The 25,584-nt window shown below is 40.5% G+C and carries 21 protein-coding genes, 2 tRNA genes and 2 rRNA genes; 17 read left to right on the top strand and 8 right to left on the bottom strand.

What is annotated here, in order from left to right; all coding sequences use genetic code 11:
- Positions 1–72 precede the first annotated feature (72 nt).
- The 5 genes from OK025_RS03055 (at position 73) to OK025_RS03035 (ending at position 4,621) form a co-directional block, all read left to right on the top strand.
- A tRNA-Ile gene (locus OK025_RS03055) sits at positions 73–146 on the top strand.
- Between the two features lie 11 nt (positions 147–157).
- Positions 158–231, top strand: a tRNA-Ala gene (locus OK025_RS03050).
- Positions 232–459: 228 nt separating this feature from the next.
- Positions 460–3,341: ribosomal RNA gene (locus OK025_RS03045) — 23S ribosomal RNA — on the top strand.
- Between the two features lie 126 nt (positions 3,342–3,467).
- Positions 3,468–3,579: ribosomal RNA gene (gene rrf, locus OK025_RS03040) — 5S ribosomal RNA — on the top strand.
- 154 nt (positions 3,580–3,733) lie between these two features.
- Entirely contained in the window at positions 3,734–4,621 is an 888-nt protein-coding gene (locus OK025_RS03035) for a DUF4886 domain-containing protein (protein WP_317668299.1), read from the top strand.
- A 265-nt stretch (positions 4,622–4,886) separates the two neighbouring features.
- On the opposite strand, the gene sucD is transcribed toward OK025_RS03035, so the two are convergent.
- On the bottom strand, positions 4,887–5,759 hold the full coding sequence (gene sucD / locus OK025_RS03030; protein WP_070564656.1) for a succinate--CoA ligase subunit alpha: 873 nt from the start codon (positions 5,757–5,759) through the stop codon (positions 4,887–4,889).
- A gap of 90 nt (positions 5,760–5,849) precedes the next feature.
- A complete protein-coding gene (locus OK025_RS03025; protein WP_317668298.1) occupies positions 5,850–6,383 on the bottom strand; it encodes an RNA methyltransferase in 534 nt (177 codons plus the stop codon).
- 113 nt (positions 6,384–6,496) lie between these two features.
- On the opposite strand from OK025_RS03025, the gene rpsT reads away from it, so the two are divergent.
- Positions 6,497–6,751, top strand: a complete 255-nt coding sequence (rpsT, locus tag OK025_RS03020; RefSeq protein WP_046671646.1) for a 30S ribosomal protein S20 — start codon at positions 6,497–6,499, stop codon at positions 6,749–6,751.
- Positions 6,752–6,899: 148 nt separating this feature from the next.
- Here rpsT and OK025_RS03015 read toward each other — a convergent pair whose 3' ends face one another.
- Positions 6,900–7,751 (bottom strand): DUF1080 domain-containing protein, encoded by an 852-nt coding sequence (locus tag OK025_RS03015; RefSeq protein ID WP_075991192.1) that lies wholly within the window; start codon positions 7,749–7,751, stop codon positions 6,900–6,902.
- A 39-nt stretch (positions 7,752–7,790) separates the two neighbouring features.
- Positions 7,791–8,624, bottom strand: a complete 834-nt coding sequence (locus tag OK025_RS03010; RefSeq protein ID WP_317668297.1) for an AraC family transcriptional regulator — start codon at positions 8,622–8,624, stop codon at positions 7,791–7,793.
- A 433-nt stretch (positions 8,625–9,057) separates the two neighbouring features.
- Here OK025_RS03010 and OK025_RS03005 point away from each other — a divergent pair, with 433 nt between their 5' ends.
- Positions 9,058–10,554 (top strand): succinate CoA transferase, encoded by a 1,497-nt coding sequence (locus tag OK025_RS03005; protein ID WP_070564668.1) that lies wholly within the window; start codon positions 9,058–9,060, stop codon positions 10,552–10,554.
- Positions 10,555–10,695: 141 nt separating this feature from the next.
- Here the strand turns inward: OK025_RS03005 and OK025_RS03000 are convergent, their stop codons facing one another.
- A complete protein-coding gene (locus OK025_RS03000; protein ID WP_317668296.1) occupies positions 10,696–11,421 on the bottom strand; it encodes a DNA alkylation repair protein in 726 nt (241 codons plus the stop codon).
- 16 nt (positions 11,422–11,437) lie between these two features.
- Positions 11,438–11,935, bottom strand: a complete 498-nt coding sequence (locus OK025_RS02995; protein ID WP_317668295.1) for a DinB family protein — start codon at positions 11,933–11,935, stop codon at positions 11,438–11,440.
- 315 nt (positions 11,936–12,250) lie between these two features.
- Between OK025_RS02995 and OK025_RS26735 the strand changes: the two genes are divergently transcribed.
- From OK025_RS26735 to OK025_RS02975, 4 genes are all read left to right on the top strand, one after another.
- Positions 12,251–12,499 (top strand): alpha-L-fucosidase, encoded by a 249-nt coding sequence (locus OK025_RS26735; RefSeq protein ID WP_411567688.1) that lies wholly within the window; start codon positions 12,251–12,253, stop codon positions 12,497–12,499.
- 155 nt (positions 12,500–12,654) lie between these two features.
- Positions 12,655–13,062 carry an EthD family reductase gene (locus OK025_RS02985; protein ID WP_317668293.1) on the top strand — a complete coding sequence of 136 codons (408 nt, stop codon included), beginning with the start codon at positions 12,655–12,657 and terminating at the stop codon, positions 13,060–13,062.
- Between the two features lie 201 nt (positions 13,063–13,263).
- Positions 13,264–15,654, top strand: coding sequence for a PDZ domain-containing protein (locus tag OK025_RS02980; protein WP_317668292.1), 2,391 nt, complete (start codon positions 13,264–13,266; stop codon positions 15,652–15,654).
- A 515-nt stretch (positions 15,655–16,169) separates the two neighbouring features.
- Complete coding sequence (locus OK025_RS02975; protein WP_317668291.1) at positions 16,170–16,601, top strand: DoxX family membrane protein; 432 nt, start codon at positions 16,170–16,172, stop codon at positions 16,599–16,601.
- A gap of 104 nt (positions 16,602–16,705) precedes the next feature.
- On the opposite strand, the gene OK025_RS02970 is transcribed toward OK025_RS02975, so the two are convergent.
- Positions 16,706–17,998: a hypothetical protein gene (locus OK025_RS02970; RefSeq protein WP_317668290.1), complete on the bottom strand. Its 1,293-nt coding sequence runs from the start codon at positions 17,996–17,998 to the stop codon at positions 16,706–16,708.
- 363 nt (positions 17,999–18,361) lie between these two features.
- Between OK025_RS02970 and OK025_RS02965 the strand changes: the two genes are divergently transcribed.
- Positions 18,362–18,937, top strand: coding sequence for a 2,3-bisphosphoglycerate-dependent phosphoglycerate mutase (locus OK025_RS02965; RefSeq protein WP_317668289.1), 576 nt, complete (start codon positions 18,362–18,364; stop codon positions 18,935–18,937).
- Positions 18,938–19,059: 122 nt separating this feature from the next.
- On the opposite strand, the gene OK025_RS02960 is transcribed toward OK025_RS02965, so the two are convergent.
- Positions 19,060–19,584, bottom strand: a complete 525-nt coding sequence (locus tag OK025_RS02960) for a hypothetical protein (protein ID WP_317668288.1) — start codon at positions 19,582–19,584, stop codon at positions 19,060–19,062.
- Between the two features lie 322 nt (positions 19,585–19,906).
- Between OK025_RS02960 and OK025_RS02955 the strand changes: the two genes are divergently transcribed.
- The 5 genes from OK025_RS02955 to OK025_RS02935 all read left to right on the top strand — a co-directional run bounded on the left by OK025_RS02955 (position 19,907) and on the right by OK025_RS02935 (position 25,582).
- Positions 19,907–20,104 carry a hypothetical protein gene (locus OK025_RS02955; protein WP_317668287.1) on the top strand — a complete coding sequence of 66 codons (198 nt, stop codon included), beginning with the start codon at positions 19,907–19,909 and terminating at the stop codon, positions 20,102–20,104.
- A gap of 18 nt (positions 20,105–20,122) precedes the next feature.
- Positions 20,123–20,419, top strand: coding sequence for a hypothetical protein (locus OK025_RS02950; protein ID WP_317668286.1), 297 nt, complete (start codon positions 20,123–20,125; stop codon positions 20,417–20,419).
- Between the two features lie 428 nt (positions 20,420–20,847).
- Positions 20,848–21,450, top strand: a complete 603-nt coding sequence (locus tag OK025_RS02945) for a TetR/AcrR family transcriptional regulator (RefSeq protein ID WP_120335275.1) — start codon at positions 20,848–20,850, stop codon at positions 21,448–21,450.
- A gap of 80 nt (positions 21,451–21,530) precedes the next feature.
- Positions 21,531–24,284: a TonB-dependent receptor gene (locus OK025_RS02940; RefSeq protein ID WP_317668285.1), complete on the top strand. Its 2,754-nt coding sequence runs from the start codon at positions 21,531–21,533 to the stop codon at positions 24,282–24,284.
- 23 nt (positions 24,285–24,307) lie between these two features.
- The gene (locus tag OK025_RS02935; protein WP_317668284.1) at positions 24,308–25,582 is read left to right on the top strand and encodes a parallel beta-helix domain-containing protein; all 1,275 of its coding nucleotides are present in this window, start codon (positions 24,308–24,310) and stop codon (positions 25,580–25,582) included.
- The last annotated feature ends 2 nt before the right edge of the window (positions 25,583–25,584 follow it).

Below are 25,584 nucleotides of genomic sequence, written 5' to 3'. Positions count from 1 at the left end.
AAAAAAACATCAGAAGAAAGTGCCCGCCCCTAAGGGAGCAGGACCGAGAGAAAGAGATGAACAAGATAAGCTAGTCCCGTAGCTCAGTTGGTTAGAGCACTACACTGATAATGTAGGGGTCAGCAGTTCAAATCTGCTCGGGACTACGAAAACGTTTGGGGAATTAGCTCAGCTGGCTAGAGCACCTGCCTTGCACGCAGGGGGTCAACGGTTCGAATCCGTTATTCTCCACATCTCCGGGGAAGTATATAGCGATATACTTCATATATACCGGAAAAAGAGTTCTTTGACATATTGAAAGAGAAAAAAAATTACAAGAGAAGACAACAGTATAGAGACAATACGTGTATGTGTCTGATGTAAAGAGGAGACCCTCGGTCAAGGCCGAACGAATCTTTACGTAGCATAGGTGTATATATATCAAAAGCAGCCGCATAGTAGCAAAAGGCTATGCCGGTGAAGAAAGTAAATAAGGGCACACGGGGGATGCCTAGGCTCTCAGAGGCGAAGAAGGACGTGATAAGCTGCGATAAGCTTTGGGGATTGGCAAATGCGACTTGATCCAGAGATTTCCGAATGGGGCAACCTGACTATTTGAAGAATAGTCGTATAAAACGCGAACGCGCTGAACTGAAACATCTAAGTAGGCGTAGGAGAAGAAAATAACAATGATTTCCCAAGTAGTGGCGAGCGAACGGGAAAGAGCCCAAACCGATCATGTTACGGCATGGTCGGGGTTGTAGGACCACGACATTGTACAGCGCTATGAACTGGAAGCAGGTGGGAAACTGCGCAATAAGGGTGAGAGCCCCGTACAGGTAAAGAATGTTGACATAGTGGTATCCTGAGTACCGCGGGACCGGAGAAATCCTGTGGGAATCCACCAGCACCATCTGGTAAGGCTAAATACTCCTGAGAGACCGATAGTGAACCAGTACCGTGAGGGAAAGGTGAAAAGAACCCCGAACAGGGGAGTGAAAAGAACCTGAAACCGTGTGCTTACAAGCGGTTGGAGCAGGCAGGTCCTGTGACAGCGTGCCTTTTGCATAATGAGCCTACGAGTTACTCTTGTCTGGCAAGGTTAAGTCCTTCAGGGACGCAGCCGAAGCGAAAGCGAGTCTTAATAGGGCGCATAGTCAGATGAGGTAGACGCGAAACCTTGTGATCTACCCTTGGGCAGGTTGAAGTTGCAGTAACATGTAATGGAGGACCGAACCGATAAACGTTGAAAAGTTTCCGGATGACCTGAGGGTAGGGGTGAAAGGCCAATCAAACTGGGAAATAGCTCGTACTCCCCGAAATGTTTTTAGGAACAGCGTCGGCGTAGAGTTTGATAGAGGTAGAGCTACCGATTGGGTGCGGGGGAGTCAAATCCTACCAAATCCAGACGAACTCCGAATGCTATCAAATATAGCCGGCAGTGAGGCTTTGGGTGCTAAGGTCCAAGGCCGAGAGGGAAAGAACCCAGACCATCAGCTAAGGTCCCCAAATTCGTTCTAAGTTGAACTAACGAGGTCCGGTTGCCCAGACAGCTAGGATGTTGGCTTGGAAGCAGCCATTCATTTAAAGAGTGCGTAACAGCTCACTAGTCGAGCGGCCGGGCGTGGATAATAAACGGGCATCAAGAACGGTACCGAAGCTATGGATTTGCACTGAAAGATGTGCATCTGGTAGGGGAGCATTCCATCGCCGGAGAAGCAGTTTGGCAATGAACTGTGGAGGTTATGGAAAAGCAAATGTAGGCATAAGTAACGATAAGGCGGGTGAGAAACCCGCCCACCGAAAGACCAAGGTTTCCTGATCAACGTTAATCGGATCAGGGTCAGTCGGGACCTAAGGCGCACCCGAAGGGGGCAAGCCGATGGACAACTGGTTAATATTCCAGTACTCTTCATAACTGCGATGTGGTGACGGAGTAGTGACACTGCCGCGAACTGACGGAATAGTTCGTTGAAAGGCGTAGGTATAGGGACGGTAGGCAAATCCGCCGACCCTGCTGAAACCCAATAGTACAGCAAAGCTCCGGTGGCGCTGATAGAGCAGGTAAACAGACTTCCAAGAAAACCCGCTAAGCTTCAGGTTATGAAGACCCGTACCGCAAACCGACACAGGTGGTCGAGGAGAGAATCCTAAGGTGCTCGAGTGAGTCATGGCTAAGGAACTCGGCAAAATGGCCCTGTAACTTCGGGAGAAGGGGCGCTGTCTCGTAAGAGCAGCCGCAGTGAAAAGGCCCAGGCGACTGTTTAACAAAAACATATGGCTTTGCAAAATCGCAAGATGAAGTATAAGGCCTGACACCTGCCCGGTGCTGGAAGGTTAAGAGGGGATGTCATCGCAAGAGAAGCATTGAATCGAAGCCCCAGTAAACGGCGGCCGTAACTATAACGGTCCTAAGGTAGCGAAATTCCTTGTCGGGTAAGTTCCGACCTGCACGAATGGTGTAACGATCTGGGCGCTGTCTCAGCCATGAGCTCGGTGAAATTGTGGTATCGGTGAAGACGCCGATTACCCGCAACGGGACGGAAAGACCCCATGCACCTTCACTATAGCTTAACATTGAGATTGGGTACAGGATGTGTAGGATAGGCGGGAGATGTTGAAGTGGCTTCGCCAGGAGTCATGGAATCAACCTTGAAATACCGCCCTTTCTGTATTCGGTTTCTAACTCCCTTATGGGGAGGACATTGTTTGGTGGGTAGTTTGACTGGGGTGGTCGCCTCCAAAAAGGTAACGGAGGCTTTCAAAGGTAAGCTCAGTACGCTTGGTAACCGTACGTGGAGTGCAATGGCATAAGCTTGCTTGACTGTGAGACCGACAAGTCGAACAGGGTCGAAAGACGGACATAGTGATCCGGTGGTTCTGTATGGAAGGGCCATCGCTCAAAGGATAAAAGGTACGCTGGGGATAACAGGCTGATCTCCCCCAAGAGCTCATATCGACGGGGAGGTTTGGCACCTCGATGTCGGCTCGTCACATCCTGGGGCTGGAGAAGGTCCCAAGGGTTGGGCTGTTCGCCCATTAAAGTGGCACGCGAGCTGGGTTCAGAACGTCGCGAGACAGTTCGGTCCCTATCTGTTGTGGGCGTTGGAAGTTTGAGTGGATCTGACCTTAGTACGAGAGGACCGGGTTGGACAGACCTCTGGTGAACCTGTTATGCCGCCAGGTGTACGGCAGGGTAGCTACGTCTGGAATAGATAAGCGCTGAAAGCATCTAAGTGCGAAACTAGCCACGAGATGAGACTTCCTTATAGGGTCGTAGAAGATGACTACGTTGATAGGCCATAGGTGTAAAGGTTGAGAGACCAAAGCCAAGTGGTACTAATAGCCCGAAGCTTTCTCAAGCAGACAGACACTGTTGTCTTCCTCTTTAATTTTTGAAACATACAGGAAACGAACCTCTTTCAATACATATGTCAGTTGGCATGAATAACATGATAAGAATATCATAGATCATCCAATAAAGATTTTTAGGTGCCTATATCGGCGGTGTCTACCTCTTCCCATTCCGAACAGAGCAGTCAAGCCCGCCAGAGCCGATGGTATTGCCGTAACAGGTGGGAGAGTAGGTCGGTGCCTTTTTTTACACGGAAGCCCTTGCTGGAAACAGTCAAGGGCTTCTTTCGTTTAGATACTTCCATGGCCATAACACTTCCGCCACTACACTTCCTTTCTTTCTACTATCATTCGTATTTCTACGAGATATTAGCTAATTTAGTTGTTATTGCATTGTATTATGATGAAAGTAAAACAGGTATTGGTATTCGGCTTTTTAGTCTTGTTCTTTTTGAAGAATAACCGTTTATATGCACAAAGTAAATCTTTAGACGATGGCGTGTTGCGTATTTTGGCTATTGGTAATAGTTTCTCTGAAGATGCTATTGAACAGAATTTATATGAATTGGCGAAAGCCGGGAAGAAAAAGATAGTGATCGGCAATCTCTATATCGGGGGAGCTCCTTTAAGTTTACATGTAAGTAACGCAAAAGAAGATAAGCCGGCTTATCGCTACCGCAAAATCAATACTGACGGGCAAATGTCCGAGAAAGCAAATGAGCGCTTATCTGAAGCGCTTATCGATGAGGCTTGGGATTATATTAGCTTTCAGCAAGCAAGCCCACTGTCAGGAGATTATGATTCATATGCGAAAGATCTCCCACCTTTATATGATTACGTAACGAAGCATGTTGCATTTCCTGAAACGAAGTATATTTTGCATCAGACTTGGGCATATCAGAACGGTTCATCGCATGAAGGCTTTGTCCGTTATAGCCGTAGTCAGGATAAAATGTATAACGCTATTGCTCGTACTTCGCAGGAAGTGTTTAATTGGGGTAATTTTGATTTATTGGTTCCATCGGGGACGGCGGTTCAGAACGCACGTTCCAGCTTTCTGGGAGATCATTTTACGCGCGATGGTTATCATCTAAATTTGGATTACGGACGTTTTGTTGCTGCATGTACCTGGTACGAGTCTTTGTTCCATGAAAATGTGTTGAATAATACATTTTTACCACTCAATGTAACCTATGTAGAGGGAGAAATTGCGCGGGCAGCAGCACATAAGGCGGTGGAAGCTCCTTATGTCGTTACAGCATTGAATAGCTATCAATTAATGAATTAATATTTATATGCGCATCAAAAAGAGCTATTTGATCGAATTGGATCATGAGACGAAAAATACCAGCCGTATGCTCGAATTATACCGGACGATAAATAATTAGATTGGCGCCCGCACGATAAATCAATGAGTCCAGACGAATTGGCTTCTCGCGTGGTCGGACTACAAAACTGGGGACATCAGGCAATACCAAAAGATGTATTTGATCAAACATATAAAAAAAGGGAATCAAATTTGATTCCCTTTTTTTATATGCTCGATGGTCTAATTATTTAGCCAATTCTTCTGCGATTGCTTTTCCAATTTCAGCTGGAGATTCAACAACACGAATACCACACTCGCGCATGATTTTCATTTTTGCAGCAGCAGTGTCGTCTGCACCACCTACAATTGCACCAGCGTGTCCCATACGACGTCCTGGAGGCGCTGTTTGACCTGCGATAAATCCAACAACAGGTTTAGTACCGTGTTCTTTGATCCAACGAGCAGCCTCAGCTTCCATTCCACCACCGATCTCACCGATCATGATGATCGCTTCAGTTTCAGGGTCATTCATTAATAATTCAACAGCTTCTTTGGTTGTTGTACCAATGATAGGGTCACCACCAATTCCGATTGCTGTTGTGATACCTAATCCTGCTTTTACAGTTTGATCTACGGCTTCGTAAGTTAAAGTTCCTGATTTAGAAACAACACCTACATTACCTTTTTTGAAGATAAATCCTGGCATGATACCGATTTTAGCTTCGCCTGCAGTGATGATACCTGGGCAGTTAGGACCGATCAAACGAGAGTTTTTGTCGCTCAAGTAAGATTTTACTTGGATCATATCTTTTGTTGGGATACCTTCTGTAATACAAACAATCACTTCGATACCAGCAGCGGCAGCTTCCATGATCGCATCTGCAGCAAATGCTGGAGGTACAAAAATAATAGAAACATTAGCTCCTGTAGTGTCAACTGCATCTTGCACAGTATTGAATACAGGACGGTCTAAGTGTTGTTGACCACCTTTACCAGGAGTAACACCACCAACTACATTTGTTCCGTACTCAATCATTTGAGTAGCATGGTAAGTACCTTCGTTGCCAGTGAAACCTTGAACGATTACTTTTGAATCTTTATTAACTAATACACTCATTTCTTCTTTAAATTTTGCACACAAATCTACTATTTTGCTTTCTAAAATGGAAGCAATGTGAATAGGAATGTGACCTTTATTGATAAATTTTTAATTGAAATTGCGTTTTTGGATAAAATCCCAAAGAATAATGCCAATTGCGACAGATACATTTAAGGAATGTTTGGTTCCGTATTGGGGGATTTCGATGCAGGTATCAATTTTTTCCATGACATCTTCATCTACTCCATTGACCTCATTTCCAAAAATCAACGCATACTTTTTGTCATTTTCTGGTTTAAACTGATGCAACATAACGCTATCATCTGCTTGCTCGATGGCAATAATGACATACCCTTCTGACCGAAGCTGATCAACAACAGCTGTGGTATCTTTGTGGTATTCCCAAGCAACTGATTGAGTAGCCCCGAGGGCGGTCTTTTCGATTTCGCGATGGGGAGGTGTGCCCGTAATGCCACACAAGTATATTTTTTCAATAGCAAATCCGTCAGCAGTACGGAAGGCTGAGCCCACATTATGCATGCTCCGTACATTGTCCATAACGATTGTGATAGGAGTTTTTTCTTGTTTTTTAAACGATTCAACATCTGTACGTTGAAGTTCATCCATCGATAATTTTTGCATGTCGCAAATATACTAAACCTAAAAAATAAAATAGATTTTGAATATTGAAAATAAGGTGTTATTTTTGCAGTCCGAATTACAAGAAAAAATTGAATAAAAATTAGCTAAAAAAAATGGCAAATCATAAATCAGCGATCAAAAGAATTAGAGCAAACGCTACTAAACGTTTAAGAAACCGTTACCAAGCAAAAACTACACGTAACGCAATCAAAAAATTACGTCACACTACTTCTGCAGAAGAAGCAAAAACATTGTTACCACGCGTAATTTCTATGCTTGATCGTTTGGCAAAGAAAAATGTGATCCACAAGAAAAAAGCTTCTAACAACAAATCTAAGTTAACAAAATTTGTTAACGGTTTAGCGTAAGCTTTTCGTATAGATATAGAGGGGTACAGCTCGCTGTATCCCTTTTCTTTATGTTATATACTTTGGATTTCTCTTTCCAAGCGAATGGTAAATAAAAAAGCATCGATATTCGATGCTTTTTTATTTTAAAACTGACTTGCAGTGTTTTTTATTGTTGCAAATTTGGAAGTAACTCCGCGATGACCTTTTTCAATTTGTTGGGATCTTTCATGTAAGGTTCCAAATCGTAAAGTTCCACTTTTTTAAAGTCAATGGGATGACTCTCGCTCTGCAGTGAAATAGTCCCCTTACTTAAAAGCTGACCATCCTTTTTCACTTTAGGATCGAAACCACTTACATTGCCGCCACCAATTTGGGGTTTATTATACTGTAATACGACCTTGTTTTCAAGGATATGTTGCACAAGTGAGTCTCCCAATACCAAGAAATCAGCAGTTACCCATTGATCTCCAGCATAGGTTTTTGATGTTGAGCTGATGCAATGTGGTGTAAATAGCTTATTGTCGATCACAACGTTTGTGCCTGGTGTACAAAGGTTACTTGTGGTCCGTTCGTCCTTGCCATTTCCACCCAGCAGCTGCCCTTCGATCGATATTGGAAAGTCTTGATCAACACCCATGGTATTTGGATCCTGTCCATGTAACATGGCTCCGCTATTACGCCAAGCCCAACCTTCTCCACCATTTACCTGTTCACCAACAAATCTGTAAGTGACGCGCAATAAATAAGCTGAGAATTCTTTATTGTAGAATAGATGGCCATACTGAAAATTGAAATTATCATAACCATCATATCTTACTTTGAGTAAACCGTCTTCTACACGAAACGTATTTTTATAATTATCCCCAACTTTGTGGTTTCTGATTTTTGGGGTCCAGTTCTTCAAATCTTTCCCATTAAATAACTGAATGGGTTTGGGTTTCTTATCTTGAGATTTGGCAAATAAAGAAGTGCTGAGCAATAAAATTCCAGCACTATAAATGATATGTTTGAATTTCATCCTGAATTAGGTTTATTGACCTAAATTAGGTAAACATTTTTAAATAAGCAATTCTTTTTGTTTGACATATTCGCTTGGACGGATACCGACGACCTTATTGAATGTGTTACTAAACGTGGGGAGGCTATTGTATCCAACTTTGAGAGCAACTTCATTTACACTTAGTTTTTCGGCTAAAAGGAGCTTAAGAGCAGTCAGCATTCTGAGAATCGTGTAGTACTGGATAAAAGACATATTTAATTCTTTTTGAAATAGTCTGGCTAATGTACGTTCACTAATGTTAAATAATCCGGCAAGTTTTTTAAAGCTGACATTTTCCTCTATATTCTCTTCGAGGTAAGTGACGATATCCTTTAATTTCTGATGATTAGGATAAGGCAAGGCTAAAGGAAGCTCATGCAGCGATAATTCCGGCAGGATAAGTTTAAATGCTGTAGCGATACTATATTTAGGTTCTTCGACCGGAAATATATTGCCATTCCAGCGGTTGGTAAACATAATCAGTTCTATCAAAAGATCATTTACTGGATAAATTCCCATTTTGCTGTAGAAGGGTGCGTCATTATTGGTTTTGGGAAAGTACAAATTACGCATAACGACCTCCGGGGTACTTGGATGAATACTATGTTTTATGCCAGCAGGAATCCACAAATAATGTCGGGCAGGTAAAAAATATGATTTTTCCTCTGTCTTAACAAATACGACACCGCCTTCTGTATATAAAAATTGGTCCTTTTCGTGGCAATGTTCGGAAATATGATTCTCTGCAATAATAGCGTGGTGACAGTAAATGCTATCTTCAAATGAGTCTACTTCCGTCATATAATAACGGTTGACATATTTAGCATCTGTCGTTATATCTTGTGTATTCATTTTAACCTATAATACGATGTCACAAAGGTAAGACTTTTTTACTAGACCCCACCTTTACTTCTTGAAAGTGAGTGTATGCTTACGTTAAAATGGCAATTAATCGACCGGAGAGTTAGTCTTTACTTACTTTAGTTTTACCTTTATTGTTGTAAGTTGTTTGTTATCAGTGTGATATATATTATCGATCCGTGTGATATAAAATATTTTTTTATTATGATTTGTTGTATATTTTTGATTTGTAGTGAGTTGTGGCTTTTTAGTCTCGTTTGGATAATTTTGTGTCGAATGGTAATAAATATGCAGTTGAAAAAAATGCTAAAATTGTTTGGTTAAGCGGTTGGAAAGTATAACAAAGAACTTTACAAATAAGGGAAATATATAGGTTTCAATTTCTTAAGTTTACAATAATGGAATAAAATCAAACTATAACAATATGGCTTACGAAAGAATAAAAGTTCAAAGCTTACATGATAAAGTGATTACAGCGGAAGAAGCTGCTAAGCTATTTCAAAATGGAATGGTCGTTGGATCGAGTGGTTTTACTAAGGCTGGAGACAGTAAGGTTGTTTTACCTGCATTGGCTGAACGTGCAAAAGTGGATCCATTGAAAATAACCCTGATTACTGGGGCTTCGTTGGGACATGGAACAGACGGTAAATTGGCGGAAGCGGGGGCACTATCCAAGCGTATGCCTTTTCAGGTAGATCGTATTTTACGTAATAAAATTAATGCCGGGGATGTGCTGTTTATTGATCAGCATTTAAGCGAAACAGCCGAATTGCTGCACAATAAGAATTTGCCTCAGGTCGATATTGCTGTTTTGGAAGTAGCAGCAATAGAATCAGACGGAAGTATTGTTCCAACGACTTCTGTGGGAAATTCGGCTACTTTTGCTGCACTGGCTAAGCAGGTTATTTTGGAGGTCAATACTGCGATACCGATGACGATTAAAGGCATACATGATATTTACCAAGCAGAAGATTACCCTCGCCGTAATGTTATTCCAATTGTAGCTCCTGAAAATAAAATTGGGCGTAAAACTATTCCTTTGGACGCAAGTAAGGTGGTGGGAATTGTGTTTACGAATGAGCTTGATAGCCCAGCCGATATTGCTGAACCGGATACCAAAACTACAGCGATAGCGAAGCATATTTTACAGTTTTTCGAAAATGAAGTAGAGCTAGGTCATTTGTCAGAAAGCTTGATGCCGCTCCAAGCGGGTATTGGAAAAGTAGCTAACGCTGTTCTGACCGGATTTATACATAGTAAGTTCCGTAATCTAACGATGTTTTCTGAAGTGTTGCAAGATAGCACCTTTGACCTTATCGATGCTGGAAAACTGGATTTTGCTTCTGCTTCTTCAATTACTGTTTCGGAAGAGTGTTATTCAAGAGTGTTCGATCATTTGGATCGATACCGCGATAAAATTGTATTGCGCCCACAGAACATTTCCAATACACCTGGACTGATCAAACGTTTGGGGATTATAGCAATTAATACAGCCATAGAGTTTGATATTTATGGAAACGTAAATTCTACCCATACTTCGGGAACAAATATCATGAACGGTATCGGTGGATCGGGTGACTTTGCACGTAATGCTTACTTGAGCATCTTTGTTACACAGGCAGCCTCTAAAGGGGATGCAATTTCTCACATTGTTCCTATGGTTTCTCACGTAGATCATACCGAACATGATGTCGATATTTTGGTAACAGATTATGGCTTGGCAGATTTACGAGGTTTAGCGCCTCGTGAGCGAGCGAAAGTAATTATTGAGAACTGCGTACATCCCGATTATAGGGAGCAGTTATCAGACTATTATAACCGCGCTTGCGAAAGGGGAGGGCATACACCACATTTGTTAGAAGAGGCTTTTAGCTGGCATATTAATCTTCGTGAAAAAGGAACAATGAAAAAAGATCACTAACCGAGGGCGCGCGGTTACATATAGACTAAATGTATAAAGAAAGGCGAGGTTTAATGGTAGACTTCGCCTTTCTTGATGTATAACTATCGCAAAGAAAATCACGCATTCATTTCATTGGTTATGATAAACCATTGTGGCTTCCTACTGGATCTGTTTAGCCCCCGATTTGTGGCGATTGAGACCAATCGTAATTTTTGTCCGAAACCATTGTTTGCTTTCTGGCGATTCAATTTCTTTACTGTAGCAAGCAACTACCTTAGGGTGAAACTTTGCGATTGTTTTGGCCCCCCAGCCGATTCCTTTCTTCACATGGAAATCTGTCGTGTTTGATAATGAAATGAGCAGCTTCAACAAAATGTCTACGTATGTGGCTGGAAGCCCCTTTTTTACAGCATAGTGCGTAGCTACACCAATGGTACGAACAATCCATTTATCAGGATGATGGGCTAATTCTTTTAATAATGGTATTGCTTTTTTAGGTGAAGTCAACAGCGCATGACCAAGTACGCGTTCGCCGATGATATCACAGACGTACCATTGATTGCCCATGGTTATATAGGTGCAGGCTTTATGGATGGATTCTTCAAAGTGTTCGGGGAGACGTTGCTGAAGAATTATTCCCGTTAAAACATAACTTCCCATTTCTGTTGTGGCAATGAGACGATCTGTAAAGTGTAACTGTTCGGCCTCAGGCATGAATAGCATAATTTCCCTGGCCGCAAACTCCAGAAGTGGAAATCGAACTTTCTTTTTCAGTAAACACTCTTGTAAGCTTAATATAAGGCATTCAATACCGGATTGCTGTCCTTGCTGTTTCGCCGCTGCGACAATTTCTCGGATCTGTACTTTACTGGTAATTTGGTCCATAGCGCTGCTCGAATCCCTATTTTTGATCTTTATAAATATTCCAATAATTAAAATCTGTCATTGGGGCATCCGTTATTCCAATAGCGCGCCCCATTGTAACGATCTGTCCCCTATGATATGTTCCGTGGAGGATCAGCTGTTGTATGTATTCATACTTCGTGAAATCGCATTGAAACCATGGTGATTCCACTTTGATATTTTTTTCAAGATCTAACTCCGATAGCTTGTGTACATAATCCACAAGTTGAACTGAATTTCTTCTTAGTGCTTCAAATATTTCTTCTTTTGTGGTTCGCTTTTTTTCAAAATCAAAATCATTGCTTTCTGCAATGTGGCTCCACCAATATTCCTGTGTCTGCAAGATGTGGTTTAAGGTTTTCAAAATGGTCGGGAAGCTTGAAGGTACCTCCTGGTTAAGTTGGTCGTCCGATTTATCAGCCAGCCAATTGATGTATTTATTGACAACCCAGTCGTTATACTCGACACTTTTTGTGATTAAGGTCTTTAAACTCATAATTTCAATCTATAGGATGGTTTTTAATGAAATATTTACTAAATATAAATCCTTTTTGGAAAGAATTTATATTAAATTTCATAGCAGATAGGCTGTTTGATAAGTTGCTTTGAAAGTTTTCATTTTTGTAAAATTGAGGCAGGTATAGCCCTGTACGCTAAGCGTAACTTCTTTGCAATAAATAAAAAGTGTTGTTCATATTTTTTATATTTATTTTGCAATAGCAGAATGGTTTAGCATTTGTCGAATGCGCAAGATACCAATAGAAGATTTGACAGCCGCTTGAGCTTGTTGGATTAACCAATTATAATAAATATGATAAAAGCAACGCATTGTATTCTTTCTCTACTAGCCATGTTGTTTATGAACATGGGAAACGCCCAAGTTAATAATTTACAGGAATCCAAAAAGGATTTTGATGAACGGATGCATTGGTTTAGGGAAGCAAAATATGGAATGTTTATTCATTTTGGGCTTTATAGTCAACTTGGAGGGATGTATAAAGGGAAATTCAACCAAAGGATATGCCGAATGGGGGAATTTGTTGCTCAATATTGGACCTGATGGGAATGGCAACGTGCCGCTTGCTAATAAAGAAATTTTGTTGAAAGCAGCCGAAGAGCGCAAAAAGAACTAATCTAAGCAATATTCGCTGTTTATTGACTCATGATAAATATTTTAAAAAAAAGAGTGTTATTTAATCTTACTTATCAACAAATATGAAGACAAAATTCATTTTATTCCTGGTGCTAATAACCATGCTTTTGGGATTTCAGCACCATGTAAAGGCAGATCCACCTTTTCATAAAAAAGGGATGATCAAGGTGACGGTCTTTTATCCAAATGGGCCTGGAAAGACATTTGATTGGGGCTATTATCTTCCAAAACATATTGCGCTTGTCAAAAAAGTTTACGGTAAAGCATTGAAAGGTATAACCATTGATAAAGGACTTTCGGGACGTAGCTCAGCAGAAGGCCCGACGTATTTGGCCATTTGCCATTTGTATTTTGATTCTGTTGCTGCCTATCAGGATCCTTTGAAGGAAAATGGGAAAAAGTTTGCCGAAGATTTTCCAAAGTACACGAATATTACGCCAGCGGTACAGATCAGTGAAGTGATTCAATAGACCGTTCGCTAATTAGGCGAAATGCTAGTATTAGGTGGAATACGATATGATCTATTGAAACACGAAATCTATTGAAACACGAACTAAAAAAGTCGTTTGTGCGTAGCAAACGACTTTATTTTTATTCACTTATCGAGCCTACATAAATGGTTTTAACCTCGATATAGGCTCTAGCAAAAACTACTATGAACGATTAAAATTATGAAGAAATTTCTTATGCTATTTCCAACATTAATATTTACCGGCCTGTCCTGTGTTACTTCGCTTAGCGTTCATGGACAAGAGGCCGGTACTGTCAAACGTATTTATATAAGCACAAAAGGAAATGACCGAAATCGAGGGACCATAGGAAGCCCTTATGCCACAGCTGAAGCCGCATTGCGATCGGTAGAAAAACAGAAACAAGGGAGAAATACATCAGGCATCGAAATCATCTTTATGGCAGGCACCTATCAGCTGGATAAACCGATTGAATTGTCTGCTGGGATATCGGGTACAAGAAGGCAACCCTTGCGGATTAAGGCCGAGGATGGAGCACAAGTTACGCTGAGTGGGGCCAAATCGCTTAACCTCAAATGGAAACAGGGCGATCATGGTATTTGGGAGGCTAAGGTCCCAAGAGGAGTAAACTTCCAAAGTCTATATGCTAATGATAAGCATCTTGTCCGGGCACGTTATCCAAACTACGATTCCACAGTCTTGCCATTTCAAGGCTATGCTGCAGATGCATTAAGTCCCGAACGTGTCGCAACCTGGAAAAACCCTAAGGGGGGAATTGTACATGCTTTGCATGCTGGTCGCTGGGGAGGATTCCATTATAAGATTACCGGAAAAGATGGCTTATCAACTGTTACACTTGAAGGTGGACAGCAAAATAATCGTCCCAGCAAAATGCACGAGACCTATCGCTTTGTAGAAAATATCTTTGAAGAACTCGATACCTTTCAGGAGTGGTATTTGGATGAGGAGAAGGCACTGTTATATTATATGCCTGCTAAAGGAGTTGATCCCAACCAGCTGAAGTTTGTAGCACCACAATTGGAAAATCTAATCCATCTTTCAGGTTCATCTTCCAGCCCAGTGCATGATATTGAGTTTAGTGGCCTTCGCTTCATGTATGCTGCTCCTACCTTTATGAAAACAAGCGAACCACTCTTACGTAGTGATTGGACGATCTATCGACAGGGAGCCGTAAAGATTGAAGGTGCGGAAAACTGTATCTTCCGCGCGAATGATTTTATCGCTTTGGGCGGCAATGCAATATTTGTTAATAATTACAATCGCGGGGTCAAAATTGAAGGCAACCGGATTGAACAGATCGGTGCCGGAGCGATCAATTTTGTAGGAGATCCAGCGGCGGTACGCTCACCGGAATTTCGATATGAAAAATTTGTTCCGTTTGACCAAATGGATACCATCAAAGGGCCAAAAACCGATAATTATCCCATGGACTGTGAGGCGAGTGACAATCTGATTCATGACATTGGATTGATCGAAAAACAAGTAGCAGGTGTACAGGTCTCTATGGCTGAATCTTTACGAATTTTGCATAATACCATTTATAATGTGCCTCGAGCAGGTATTAATGTAGGTGATGGTACCTGGGGCGGTCATGAGATAGCTTACAATGATGTTTTTAATACAGTCCTGGAAACCAGCGATCATGGAGCCTTCAACTCATGGGGGCGCGACCGATTTTGGCATCCCAATCGAAAGGAGATGGATGAACTGACGGGGAAGCATCCCAGTTTAATAGTGTTGGATGCAGTCAAAACAACTAAAATTCATGATAATAGATTTCGCTGTGATCACGGTTGGGATATTGATTTGGACGACGGATCTTCCAACTATGAAATTTACAACAATCTTTGTTTAAGTGGGGGACTAAAACTAAGAGAAGGATTTTATCGTAACGTGTATAACAATGTGATGATCAACAATGGTTTTCATCCACATGTCTGGTTTCAGAATAGTCACGATGTTTTCCGTAATAATATCGTGATGGAATCCCATCAGGATATACAGGTCAGGTATTGGGGGCAAGAGGTAGACCATAATATCTACAGAAGGCAGGATGACCTAGACAAAGATCGGGCGAAAGGTATCGAAAAACATGGTCGTGTTATTCAATTGAACTTTATGAATCCTGCCGGTGGCGATTTCCGATTGAAGAACTGGAAAGATCAGGATTTTAAAAATTTTGACATGCTGCATTTCGGAGTTACGAGTAAAAGGCTTAAAACTCTTGCTGCTAGACCTGAAATACCTCAGTTGATCCAATCCGAAGCAAAGGAGCAGGGGAGCAGATGGGCCTGGAAGTCGGGGGTATTTAAATCAGTGGAGACTTTGGGAGAGCAGTCAGCTGCGGGCCTACCCGCGATAAACGGCGTGCTGCTACTTCAGTTGGATGAAAAAGGCAATCTTTATAAAAGCGGTTTGCGTGTCGGTGATGTTGTGCTGAATTACCAGGGCGAGAAAATAGATCAATTAACAGACTTGCAACAAGCGATTAAAAAGCATGTACACGCAGACCAGCCTAAGGTGTTAATTTTTAGAAACCAACAGCAGCAGGAATTAACCCTGCAGCTGTAGCAAATTTTCTATAGGAAGATTGAAATATAGTATTGTACTTTGGCTTGTTGACACGCGATATCACTATTGTGGGGATTTAGCAGTAAAACAAGGCAGTTTTGATAGATCGGTCATCTTATGACGATACTTAGTTTTTGTTTATAATTTTTATTTCCATTAGGACTATTGCGCATCTTGGTCGTCATTATAACAGTGTGTTATCATATAATGAAGTAGACACCTGATATTAAATTCTTATTCGTATTAATTGATGTATAAGGCTGTACAGCACCCATGTGTTGGCAGCCTTATTGATTACCCATGGAATGGAATTCGCTAGTTAGAATGATGCTGAATGGAAGTGACGGTTTGGTGAATGATGATGTATCGATATAAAGACATAACCATAGATAGGGCGATGCAGAGTCAATATGGGCTGGCTGTGCAAAATTTCTTAAACTGGTTTAAGTTTGGACTGTTTTTGTTCGCTTAAATTTGATTCATATCGTTTATACCATATTTATATAATTTACACCATGTATAATCAACTTTTTGCACGTATAGCTGTATCAACAGCATTTTTGTCTGCTGTTGCAGATCGTTTGGGTCTATGGGGGGCGCCGGGCGCATCACATGTTTCTTGGGGAAATTGGGCCAATTTTGTAGCCTATTCAAATACCCTCAATTTTTTTGTGCCAGTATCCTTCGGTAATATACTAGCTATCGGCGCGACATTATTGGAGGTTATCTTAGCTATCCTGTTGTTGATCGGCTATAAGCTGCGTTTTAGCGCACTAATTGCCGGGATTTTACTGATTAGCTTTGCGATGGTGATGACCTTATCGTTAGGGATTAAATCGACGTTTGATTATTCGGTCTGGGTAGGAGCGGCTGCTTGTTTTTTACTCCGTACAGCTGATAACTTTCCTATTAGCATAGATCGTTATATCGAACTTCGTAAAAAGTAGAGGGATCGGTAAATGAAGGATCGAAGATTTTCTCGTCTTATCAATATGTTTCAAAAAGCACAAAAAATGCCGTTAAGCAAAGCGGTTTAACAGCATTTTTTTGATTACATTTCTTTTAAATTTACCTCTTTCTTCTCACCGTCTTTGTCAATGGTGACATGTTTTTCAATATTAGCTTTGTCGACATAAGATGATTTTGCGGTACCATAATTTGTCGTTGAACCTGTATACCCCCAATAGTTATAATAATTGGTGTAGCCCGACACATAGGAGTAGTTGTATGAATTGGTGAAATCGAAGCTGGCCATGATCACGTATGCGCCTGGCATGAGATCTGCAAACTCGAAATGCCCCTCATCATCATACACTTTTGCTTTTTTAACCGCATAGCCAAAATCAGGATCTAATGGAACTTCCTGGACCTTTTTTTGTTTTCGGATCTTTTTATTGACTTCCAGCCATTCTTCATAATAAGCAGAGTTGGCAAACAGCGTAATTTCTGTTCCTTTTGGAGCATATTGCTTTTTAGCAGTATTCACGAGCCCGCCAAGTTTTTTTCCGGAGCTAGATCGTGCGTAAGCCGTCCCGATAATAACACTTTTCCCTTGAGAAATCTGTTGTGCAGACTGTTCTTTGTTGAATCTATTTTTAATAGGTTGATAGTCCAGTTCCTCGTTTACGGTAATTTCCCATTTGCCGTTTCCCATGGACATTTCCCTTTGCCATAATCGGCGATCCTTCTTGTCGACGACGTAATTGTATATGGCTCCGGTACTTTCTTCTAAAAGTGTAACCAGCCAACTATCGTGTTTGCCCGTTTTTGGGGAACCATAACTGTAGCTTTTTACTTCCTTGATGGTATAGTCTTCGACAAAAATGTCGGAATCACTATTGTAATAAAATTGCGGGATGCGCGCTTTATACCCTAGATCTAAAGGTAGAGTTGAAATCAGATGATCTGTCCAGTTAAAATCTACAAAAGGTCTAGTTGGCTGTAAGTTGATCTTTTTTTCCTTTTTAGTTTTCTTCGAATAATAATTGCCTGTAATTGTTTCCCCAAAGTTGAGGCTTACTTTTGTTTCTTTGCCATCGCTGGAATAGCTGATAGACCGAAGTGTTTTTGCGTCAGCGACAGTGGTGCGGATCGAAGTCCAGGCATTGTCTTTCGGAACATAAGTATTGGTTAAAGTCAGCTGATTGTTGGCCGCTACAATATCGTAGGTCAATGATCCTTGTTTGTCCCAAGTGTTATCTTTGACATAATAGACTGTATACAGTGATTTTTCTGGTTTTATATAGTTGGTATTGATATCGCTGCTACCCGGACTGACGGTCTTTTGACATAATCCTACGGCTGGAAGTAGGCCTACTCCCAAAACAAAGGCATATAATTTCATATATGTGAACTATAGTTAATGAAAAAACAAGTTGTTTCTTGTTCGATTTATCTTATCTAAGATAATAAAAAATTTTTTTTTGCTGGCGATTGCTTGGTTTTGCATCAATAATCTGCCGCTAATAGACGTCTTTTGGGAACGTAAATTTTTTGAAAGAATGAAAAAGGTGTTTTTATGCCATGTAAACAATAAATAGAAGGCTAATTAGTTGGTGTTGCAGTGTGTATATAAGATAAGAATTTGCGGTATAGCAATAGATATTTCAGGAGCACGGCAATGGCATTAATAAAACAAAATTGAGTATATTGTATTAAACATTTAGATAAATAAAGATAAACAGTTTGGGTAAACTTTGAATAACTAATGGCAAAACTTTTTTTGGTCCGACATGGACAGTCACAATGGAATTTAGAAAATCGCTTTACGGGCTGGCAGGATATTGATATTACCGAATTGGGACAACAGGAAGCTCGGCAGGCGGGCTTGGCGCTGGCAAATGAGCCGATTGATATAGCATATACATCGACGCTTATCAGAGCGCAGCATACGTTAGAGATTATTTTGCATGAAATGGGTAATCCTCACATTTCCATTGTTATCAATGCTGCTTTAAATGAGCGTGGTTATGGAAAGCTCGAAGGATTGAACAAAGCCGAAACGGCGGAAAAATATGGCGCTGAACAAGTGCATATCTGGCGAAGATCTTTTGATGTTCCTCCGCCTGGGGGTGAAAGCCTAAAAGATACATACGAACGTGTTATTCCATATTACGAAGGTTTTATACTGCCCAAACTGAAAGAAGGTAAAAATGTACTTATCGTTGCGCATGGCAATAGCCTACGGGCACTGATCATGTTTTTGGAAAATCTTTCTCCGGAACAGATATTGGAAAGGGAGATTGCTACCGGGCAACCGATCACGTATCAAATTGAAGGATAAGCGCTATACTGATTTCAGGTCTAGCCTAAGTAATCAAGAATTGGTGAAATCGCAGTTTTGAAAACAAAAAATCCTGCCATATGGATGATGAGCAGGATTCTTGTTTTTGTACTTGCGTTATGCTATTTCAAAACGAATTTAAATCCTAACGAAAAACGCGATGGCTCGAAATTGGAGCCATGAGAAAGATTCCACCATGGTTTCCAGTCGAAATGCATGGCTAATGGTGCAGACGGAATTTTGAACTCTAGGCCCAAGGCTGGACGGATTGCAAAATCAGTATGTGTTTTTCCATCTTTCCAATGGTAATCGTCATACCAGTCGTCGTGCCATTTACCATAATCAATAAATGATACTTGTGGACCAACTCCAATATACCATGAAAGACCACGCGATCCAGGAATACGTTTGTTGTATGAATAATCTACGCCGATAACAGTAATATTGTCTCCAAATAATACTTGTGCATTTCCAGCATCATTTCCACCAAAATTGTGTTTTATCTGTGGACCGAACAGGGTTTGACCATCACCTACATCTATGCCAAGACCAATGGCTGTGCGATAAGGAGTTTGCGCGTTTGCTTGCTGATGAGCAGCAAATAGTAGCGTAAAAAGTGTTAGAAAAGGTAGAATTGCTTTTTTCATGATAATTTAAAAAAATATAAGTTGTGTGTTTCCGATTAGAAAGCTTTCGCTGTTGAAACAAATAGTTTGCCAAAGATTTTTTTAACATTTTGATAAACAATAAATGATATGTAACTACCTCTTTTTTAATAGATTTTTTTTATGGATAATCTAAAAAAAAATCAACTATTATATTAAAGTATTGTTCTTATTATAGAGAGCTGCTTTTTTAAGCTTTGATAGTGCTCAGGCTATTTTTATTGATGGCTATTATAATTTTAATCGATGCGGTGTTATTAAATGTTATAAGAGGCAGCATTTAAAATACTACAAAATACAGCAGATGGAGAAACTACAAATTAATACGGAAAGGATTGAAGAATGGATTGCAGCGGGCTATGATGTTCTTCAAGATGGAAAATTAATAAAAGTCGAAGGCGATCTACAGGAATTTTTAAAACAGTTTGCTGATGATACAGCAGATGGGGGACCAAAAACATATCTGTTGAAGGAGCTGCTTACCTGGCAGAGGAAGATTTAAAAAAAGTAGAAATGGGTTATGGAACAGATGAAAATAGCTGAAGATAAAATTGTACCATTGGATTTTGATTCAGAAGAATTACCTTTTGAAATTCGTGAGCTACGTCCCGTTGTATTTAGAGAAGAAACGTCCTATTGGTGTTTACTAGGACCCGATCCGCATCAAGGCATTTTCGGAAACGGTGAAACGGCTTTAGAGGCTTTAGTCGACTGGCTAGAAAATTTACAGGTACGTTTAAAAACTGGAGACGAAAATGATGAAGTAGCGAATTATGCTCGGGAAAGTCTTCGGGCATCGAATCGTGATGTCTGGTAATATTCCGTAGTTATATTAAAAGTCTCCCCATACAGATTGAAAAAAAGTAATAAGGCCCTTCGAATAGAAAAAGGATAATTTATCGTTATAAGGTATTCTTACTGTGTGTAGTAGCGAAATTTACAGTTCCTGCGTTAATTTAATTGTAACAATATGTTCTCGAAATCCCAAAATGAGCGATAGTAATGAGAAGAAAACTGGGCTTCTTAAAAATGCAGTAAAGACAATTTTATAGCGAATAAACCTGAATAAGATTGCATACTTCTTTTATTTAAAAATCAATTTATCTATGTTTGATGTAACATGTTAAGTCTGTATGTGTTTGACTTTTAACAGTGTTAGGTTTATATCTTGATCTATTTTTCAATTTTCAAACATTTTATTTAAATGTTTGAAAATTGAAAAATATATTACTAACTTTATTTTAGATGAACAAAAAGGAACAGGTCAAAGAAAGAATTGGACAGGCGGCCATGGAATGTTTCGAGCGTTATGGATTGGAAAAAACAACCTTGGAAGACATTGCTAAAACTGTGGGATTGAACAAAACGTCTCTTTATTATTATTACAAGAACAAAGAGGATATTTTTATTGAAGTAGCAATACGAGAAGGACAATCTTTTATTGATACATTACAAAAAAGTACATTGAAAAAGAAGGGAGTGGAGAATCAGATTTCTTTTTATTTAGAATCGAGATTGAACTATTATACCAATGTGCTCAATATGAATAGGGTGTCTGTCGAATCACTTGATAAGATTTTACCTCGTTTTTTTGAACTATATGATGCAATGATGGTGCAAGAGAAAGCTTTTCTTACTAAGCTCCTTACACAGGCCATTGCACATGAAAAATTGGATCTAACGGATCCTGAAAATATAGCTTCTGTACTTATAAATTTTGCTAATGCATTGAAACATAGTACAGAGCAGCAGGCGATACTGAAGCGGCAGGTTGAAATTGACTATGCACAAAGTCTTCGGGATACCAAATTTCTAGTCAGCCTAATTTTTAGAGGGCTCAGAATATAATTCTCGATTGTCCATTTTGGAGAATCTGGGCGGGTAAGGTGAAGCATTGAAGCGATAATAATACGCTAACCAATATAAACATGAAAAAAATTGCCTTATTAATCCAGATTCTCTGTATCTGTGTGCCATTTAGCTTGTCTGCACAACAGATCATCAATGGGCAGGTCAGCAATAGCTCGACATCCGAGCCCGCCTATGCAGTTTCGATCCAGTTAAAAAACGGAAAGGAAGGTACTTTCACGGATGATCGAGGGCGTTTTCAGCTGAAAACAAATAGACCACTACCCATTACGCTGTATATTTCCGCTATCGGGTATGAATCGAAAGAAGTTTTGGTGAATAACCTGTCATCTCCATTGCATATTTCTTTGAATTTATCCCCCATTTTGGGACAGGAGGTTGTTGTTTCTGCAAGTAGAACCGTACAGAGTAAACTATCCGCGCCAGTAACAATTGAGCAAATGAGCAGCAAAGACATTCGTAATGCAGCACAATTAAATTACATGGATATGCTTCAAGGCTTGAGAGGAGTCGATGTTACCGTATCCAGTATTGGTTTTACCAGTGTTACAACGCGTGGGTTCAATACCAGTGGGAACACCAACTTTACTCAGATCGTAGACGGGATGGATAATCAGGCGCCTGGACTGAATTTCCCGCTCGGATCGGTCATCGGGCTGACTCAACTTGATGTCGATAATATAGAGGTGCTGTCTGGAGCATCTTCAGCCTTGTATGGGTCGAGGGGATTGAATGGTACGATGGTTGCCACAGGTAAAAATCCGTTTAAATATCAAGGATTAAGCGTGTTGGTGACTCAAGGGGTCAACCATATCAATCATAAAAAGAACAATGATCCTGTGCCTACGTCACCCTATTATGATTGGGCTATACGCTATGCAAAACAAATGGGGAATAAAATTGCTTTCAAGATCAATGGTCAGTATACACAGGCAAAAGATTGGGTAGCGAACGATGAAACCAACAAAAACGGTCCTGGGACAGCGCTTACAGATCCAAACTATAATGGGGTTAACCTGTATGGAGGAGCGACTTCGACAGATATTAATCCCTTTTTGGAAGGTGCACTTCAGGGAAATCCGGAATTGGCTCCCCTAATCGAGCCCCTACTGAAAAATCCAAATTATGTTGCCCGGACTGGATACCCCGAATATGGCTATCTCGATAATAGAGCCAAGCTCTTTAAAATCAATGGTGAATTTCGTTACAAGGTTTCCAACACTATTGAAGCCATAGCTTCAGCCACTTTTGGTACGGGTAATATTGTGTATACCAACGATACGCGTTATCAGCTGAAAGGATTTAAAGTAGGGCAATATCGGCTGGAGCTTCGTGGGGATAAATGGTTTTTCAGAACCTATACGACCCAAGAAAATTCGGGGAGGACACTGGTTGCAGGGCCGACAGCACAATATATCAATGAATCTTGGAAAACAAGCTACGATGGCGAGACAGGTGGTTGGTATCCTGAATATACTGCTGGTCTCTTAAATGCACTTGCTTCAGGTACTTCGCTCGCAGATGCTCATCTAGCGGCGCGCACGTTAGCCGATCAAGGGCGCGCCGAACTTGGAACACCGCTGTTCAATAGACTAAAAGATAGTATCAGCAATACACCCATATCGCAGGGTGGAACGCTGTTTTTGGACCGCAGCAAATTATACAATGCCGAAGCGCAATATAATTTCTCAGATCTTGTAAAATTTATGCAGGTGATTGCAGGTGTCAATTGGCGTTTGTACAATCTAAATTCAAAAAATACCTTATTCCCGGATAAGGATAGGCCGATTCATGTAAAAGAGTACAGTGCTTACCTGCAACTCGCCAAAAAAGTATTTGACGATCGCCTTAATATTGCCACTTCATTCCGTTACGATAAGAATACGTTGTTTGCTCAACCAAAGTTAACTTCGCGTGCATCACTGGTGTTTGATCTGTTTCATCAGAACTACCTTCGCCTTTCTTATCAGAATGCGTATAGTTTCCCCTCTAATATACAAGCCTTACAAAATACTTTAAATGGCTACAATAGCTATTCCTCCGGCGGTTCATCGCTGTTGTTGATCGATAATTATCAATTTGATCGCTATCCGCCTTACACCTTGGAAAGCGTGCAGAAATTTCAGCAATCGAACGATCCAACCGTACTTCAGAAATTTAAATTTGATGATATTAAGCCGCAGTCGGTTAATGCTTTCGAACTGGGCTATGCAGCTATGTTGGGCAAGCGGGTGATGATCGATGTGTTGGGGTATTTTTCAACCTGGAAGAATTTTATTGGCTATGCCAATGTTGCCAATACTCCTGGAAGCGACGATTACAATGCTTTAAAAGATCATTCGACCTATGTTCAGTATAATATCGCTTTTAATGGCGGAGAGACCGTAAATACCTACGGATACGCCGCGAGTATTAGTTTGGATCTAGGCCGGAATTTTGTGACCAAGGCCAATTATTATTCTGACTACCTAAAAAATAAGAACAATAGTCAAATTAACAATTTCAATACACCACATTATCACTTTAATCTTGAATTCGCGAATAGTGGCTTTGGAAAAAAACAGGTTTGGTCTTTTAGTACTTCCTTACGTTATAAACCGGGGTACTATTATGTCGTGTCTGGAGGACTTGCCGCAGGTCAAGTGCCAAGCTCAGCGGTGATCGATGCGCAAGTGAGCTATAAATTTGTTAAGGCTCGATCCGGAATTCGTATTGGGGGAACCAATATCACAAACAAGTATTATTCTACAGGAATTGCTAATCCACGTATAGGGGCGGTGTATTATGTCACTTATGCTTATAATATTTTCTAATCAAAAATTAAACAAATCAGACCATGAAAAGATATTTAAAACAATTGATTGGTATTGCGGTTACAGCTTCCTTCCTGTACAGCTGTGCCGACCAATCGAAAGACAGTTACAAAGTCCTTACGTTTACTCCTGGACAAGAAGAGGCTATTGAAGAAGCTTTCCTTTCCATTAAAGATAGCACCAATATCGTGCTAAAAGCTGGAAAATACTCCTTCGATAATCTGAGTATTGCGCAAGTAAATCATATTAAGATTGAAGGCGAGGGCTATGATAAGACAATTATTGATTTTTCCAGTCAGACACAGGGAGGAGAGGGAATCCGGGTTACTGATGTGAAAGGTTTAGCGATTGGGAATATGACCATTCGTGATTCAAAAGGAGATCTATTGAAGATAAACAATAGCCAAGACGTTATCATCTCAAATCTTCATAGTATATGGAGCTCGGCCGATTCTACAAGTGGCGGATATGGGATTTATCCTGTGCTCTGTAAAAATGTGCTTGTTGAGAATTGTTATGCCGAAGGGGCTTCAGATGCAGGTATCTATGTAGGACAGACAAAGGGTGTCATTGTACGGAAATGCAAAGCGGCGAAAAATGTGGCTGGTTGTGAAATTGAAAATACAACAGATGCTGAAGTTTACGATAATGAATTTTATGGAAATACAGCCGGATTTCTGATTTTTGATCTGCCTGAACTTTCACAGCGCGGTGGAAGGGTAAAGGCATATCGCAATAAAATCTATGCTAATAATTTTAAAAATTTTGCCAAAGGTGGGAGTTTCGGAACTTTTTGGGGAGTAGGGAATGCATCACCGGGAAGTGGTATCATTATTCTTTCTACATCAAATATTGAAATTTACGATAATGTTATCGAACAAAATAACACGTCTGCGATTACGATCGCTTCAGGTTTTGCTGTCGATGAAAAAGCTGGAGAACGCATCAATGCAAATTACTCCCCCATACCCACACATGTTAAAATTTATAAAAATACCATTAAGATGGGGGATAAATTCCCGCAGGCAGCTTATGAGCATCGTATCGGTCAATTGATTATTGCTACCGAAGCCCAGTTAAATAGCGTTGAGCCGGATCGGAAAAATAAGCGGATTCCTGCCATATTGTATGACGGTATTACCAGTAATGTGATCACGAACGGTCATACTCAAAACCCGGATTCTATCTGTATCAATCAGCCGGGTGAGAATATGTTTGTAGCGGCAGATTTTAGTCACGCAGGTCAACCAACGATGTGGAAACCCTCAAGTAATGTACAACCTTTTCAATGCAAATAGCT

The organism is Sphingobacterium sp. UGAL515B_05 (assembly GCF_033097525.1).
In the GTDB taxonomy this organism is placed as follows: Bacteria; Bacteroidota; Bacteroidia; order Sphingobacteriales; family Sphingobacteriaceae; genus Sphingobacterium.
The sequence above is the reverse complement of the archived record's forward strand: the minus strand, read 5'-3'. Positions and strand labels throughout refer to the sequence as shown.

What these genes read in the sequence shown, in the direction of transcription:
- OK025_RS03035 (WP_317668299.1), top strand. Translation starts at nt 3,734, where the DNA reads ATGATGAAAGTAAAACAGGTATTGGTATTCGGCTTTTTAGTCTTGTTC.
- sucD (WP_070564656.1), bottom strand. Translation starts at nt 5,759, where the DNA reads ATGAGTGTATTAGTTAATAAAGATTCAAAAGTAATCGTTCAAGGTTTC.
- OK025_RS03025 (WP_317668298.1), bottom strand. Translation starts at nt 6,383, where the DNA reads ATGCAAAAATTATCGATGGATGAACTTCAACGTACAGATGTTGAATCG.
- rpsT (WP_046671646.1), top strand. Translation starts at nt 6,497, where the DNA reads ATGGCAAATCATAAATCAGCGATCAAAAGAATTAGAGCAAACGCTACT.
- OK025_RS03015 (WP_075991192.1), bottom strand. Translation starts at nt 7,751, where the DNA reads ATGAAATTCAAACATATCATTTATAGTGCTGGAATTTTATTGCTCAGC.
- OK025_RS03010 (WP_317668297.1), bottom strand. Translation starts at nt 8,624, where the DNA reads ATGAATACACAAGATATAACGACAGATGCTAAATATGTCAACCGTTAT.
- OK025_RS03005 (WP_070564668.1), top strand. Translation starts at nt 9,058, where the DNA reads ATGGCTTACGAAAGAATAAAAGTTCAAAGCTTACATGATAAAGTGATT.
- OK025_RS03000 (WP_317668296.1), bottom strand. Translation starts at nt 11,421, where the DNA reads ATGGACCAAATTACCAGTAAAGTACAGATCCGAGAAATTGTCGCAGCG.
- OK025_RS02995 (WP_317668295.1), bottom strand. Translation starts at nt 11,935, where the DNA reads ATGAGTTTAAAGACCTTAATCACAAAAAGTGTCGAGTATAACGACTGG.
- OK025_RS26735 (WP_411567688.1), top strand. Translation starts at nt 12,251, where the DNA reads ATGATAAAAGCAACGCATTGTATTCTTTCTCTACTAGCCATGTTGTTT.
- OK025_RS02985 (WP_317668293.1), top strand. Translation starts at nt 12,655, where the DNA reads ATGAAGACAAAATTCATTTTATTCCTGGTGCTAATAACCATGCTTTTG.
- OK025_RS02980 (WP_317668292.1), top strand. Translation starts at nt 13,264, where the DNA reads ATGAAGAAATTTCTTATGCTATTTCCAACATTAATATTTACCGGCCTG.
- OK025_RS02975 (WP_317668291.1), top strand. Translation starts at nt 16,170, where the DNA reads ATGTATAATCAACTTTTTGCACGTATAGCTGTATCAACAGCATTTTTG.
- OK025_RS02970 (WP_317668290.1), bottom strand. Translation starts at nt 17,998, where the DNA reads ATGAAATTATATGCCTTTGTTTTGGGAGTAGGCCTACTTCCAGCCGTA.
- OK025_RS02965 (WP_317668289.1), top strand. Translation starts at nt 18,362, where the DNA reads ATGGCAAAACTTTTTTTGGTCCGACATGGACAGTCACAATGGAATTTA.
- OK025_RS02960 (WP_317668288.1), bottom strand. Translation starts at nt 19,584, where the DNA reads ATGAAAAAAGCAATTCTACCTTTTCTAACACTTTTTACGCTACTATTT.
- OK025_RS02955 (WP_317668287.1), top strand. Translation starts at nt 19,907, where the DNA reads ATGGAGAAACTACAAATTAATACGGAAAGGATTGAAGAATGGATTGCA.
- OK025_RS02950 (WP_317668286.1), top strand. Translation starts at nt 20,123, where the DNA reads ATGGAACAGATGAAAATAGCTGAAGATAAAATTGTACCATTGGATTTT.
- OK025_RS02945 (WP_120335275.1), top strand. Translation starts at nt 20,848, where the DNA reads ATGAACAAAAAGGAACAGGTCAAAGAAAGAATTGGACAGGCGGCCATG.
- OK025_RS02940 (WP_317668285.1), top strand. Translation starts at nt 21,531, where the DNA reads ATGAAAAAAATTGCCTTATTAATCCAGATTCTCTGTATCTGTGTGCCA.
- OK025_RS02935 (WP_317668284.1), top strand. Translation starts at nt 24,308, where the DNA reads ATGAAAAGATATTTAAAACAATTGATTGGTATTGCGGTTACAGCTTCC.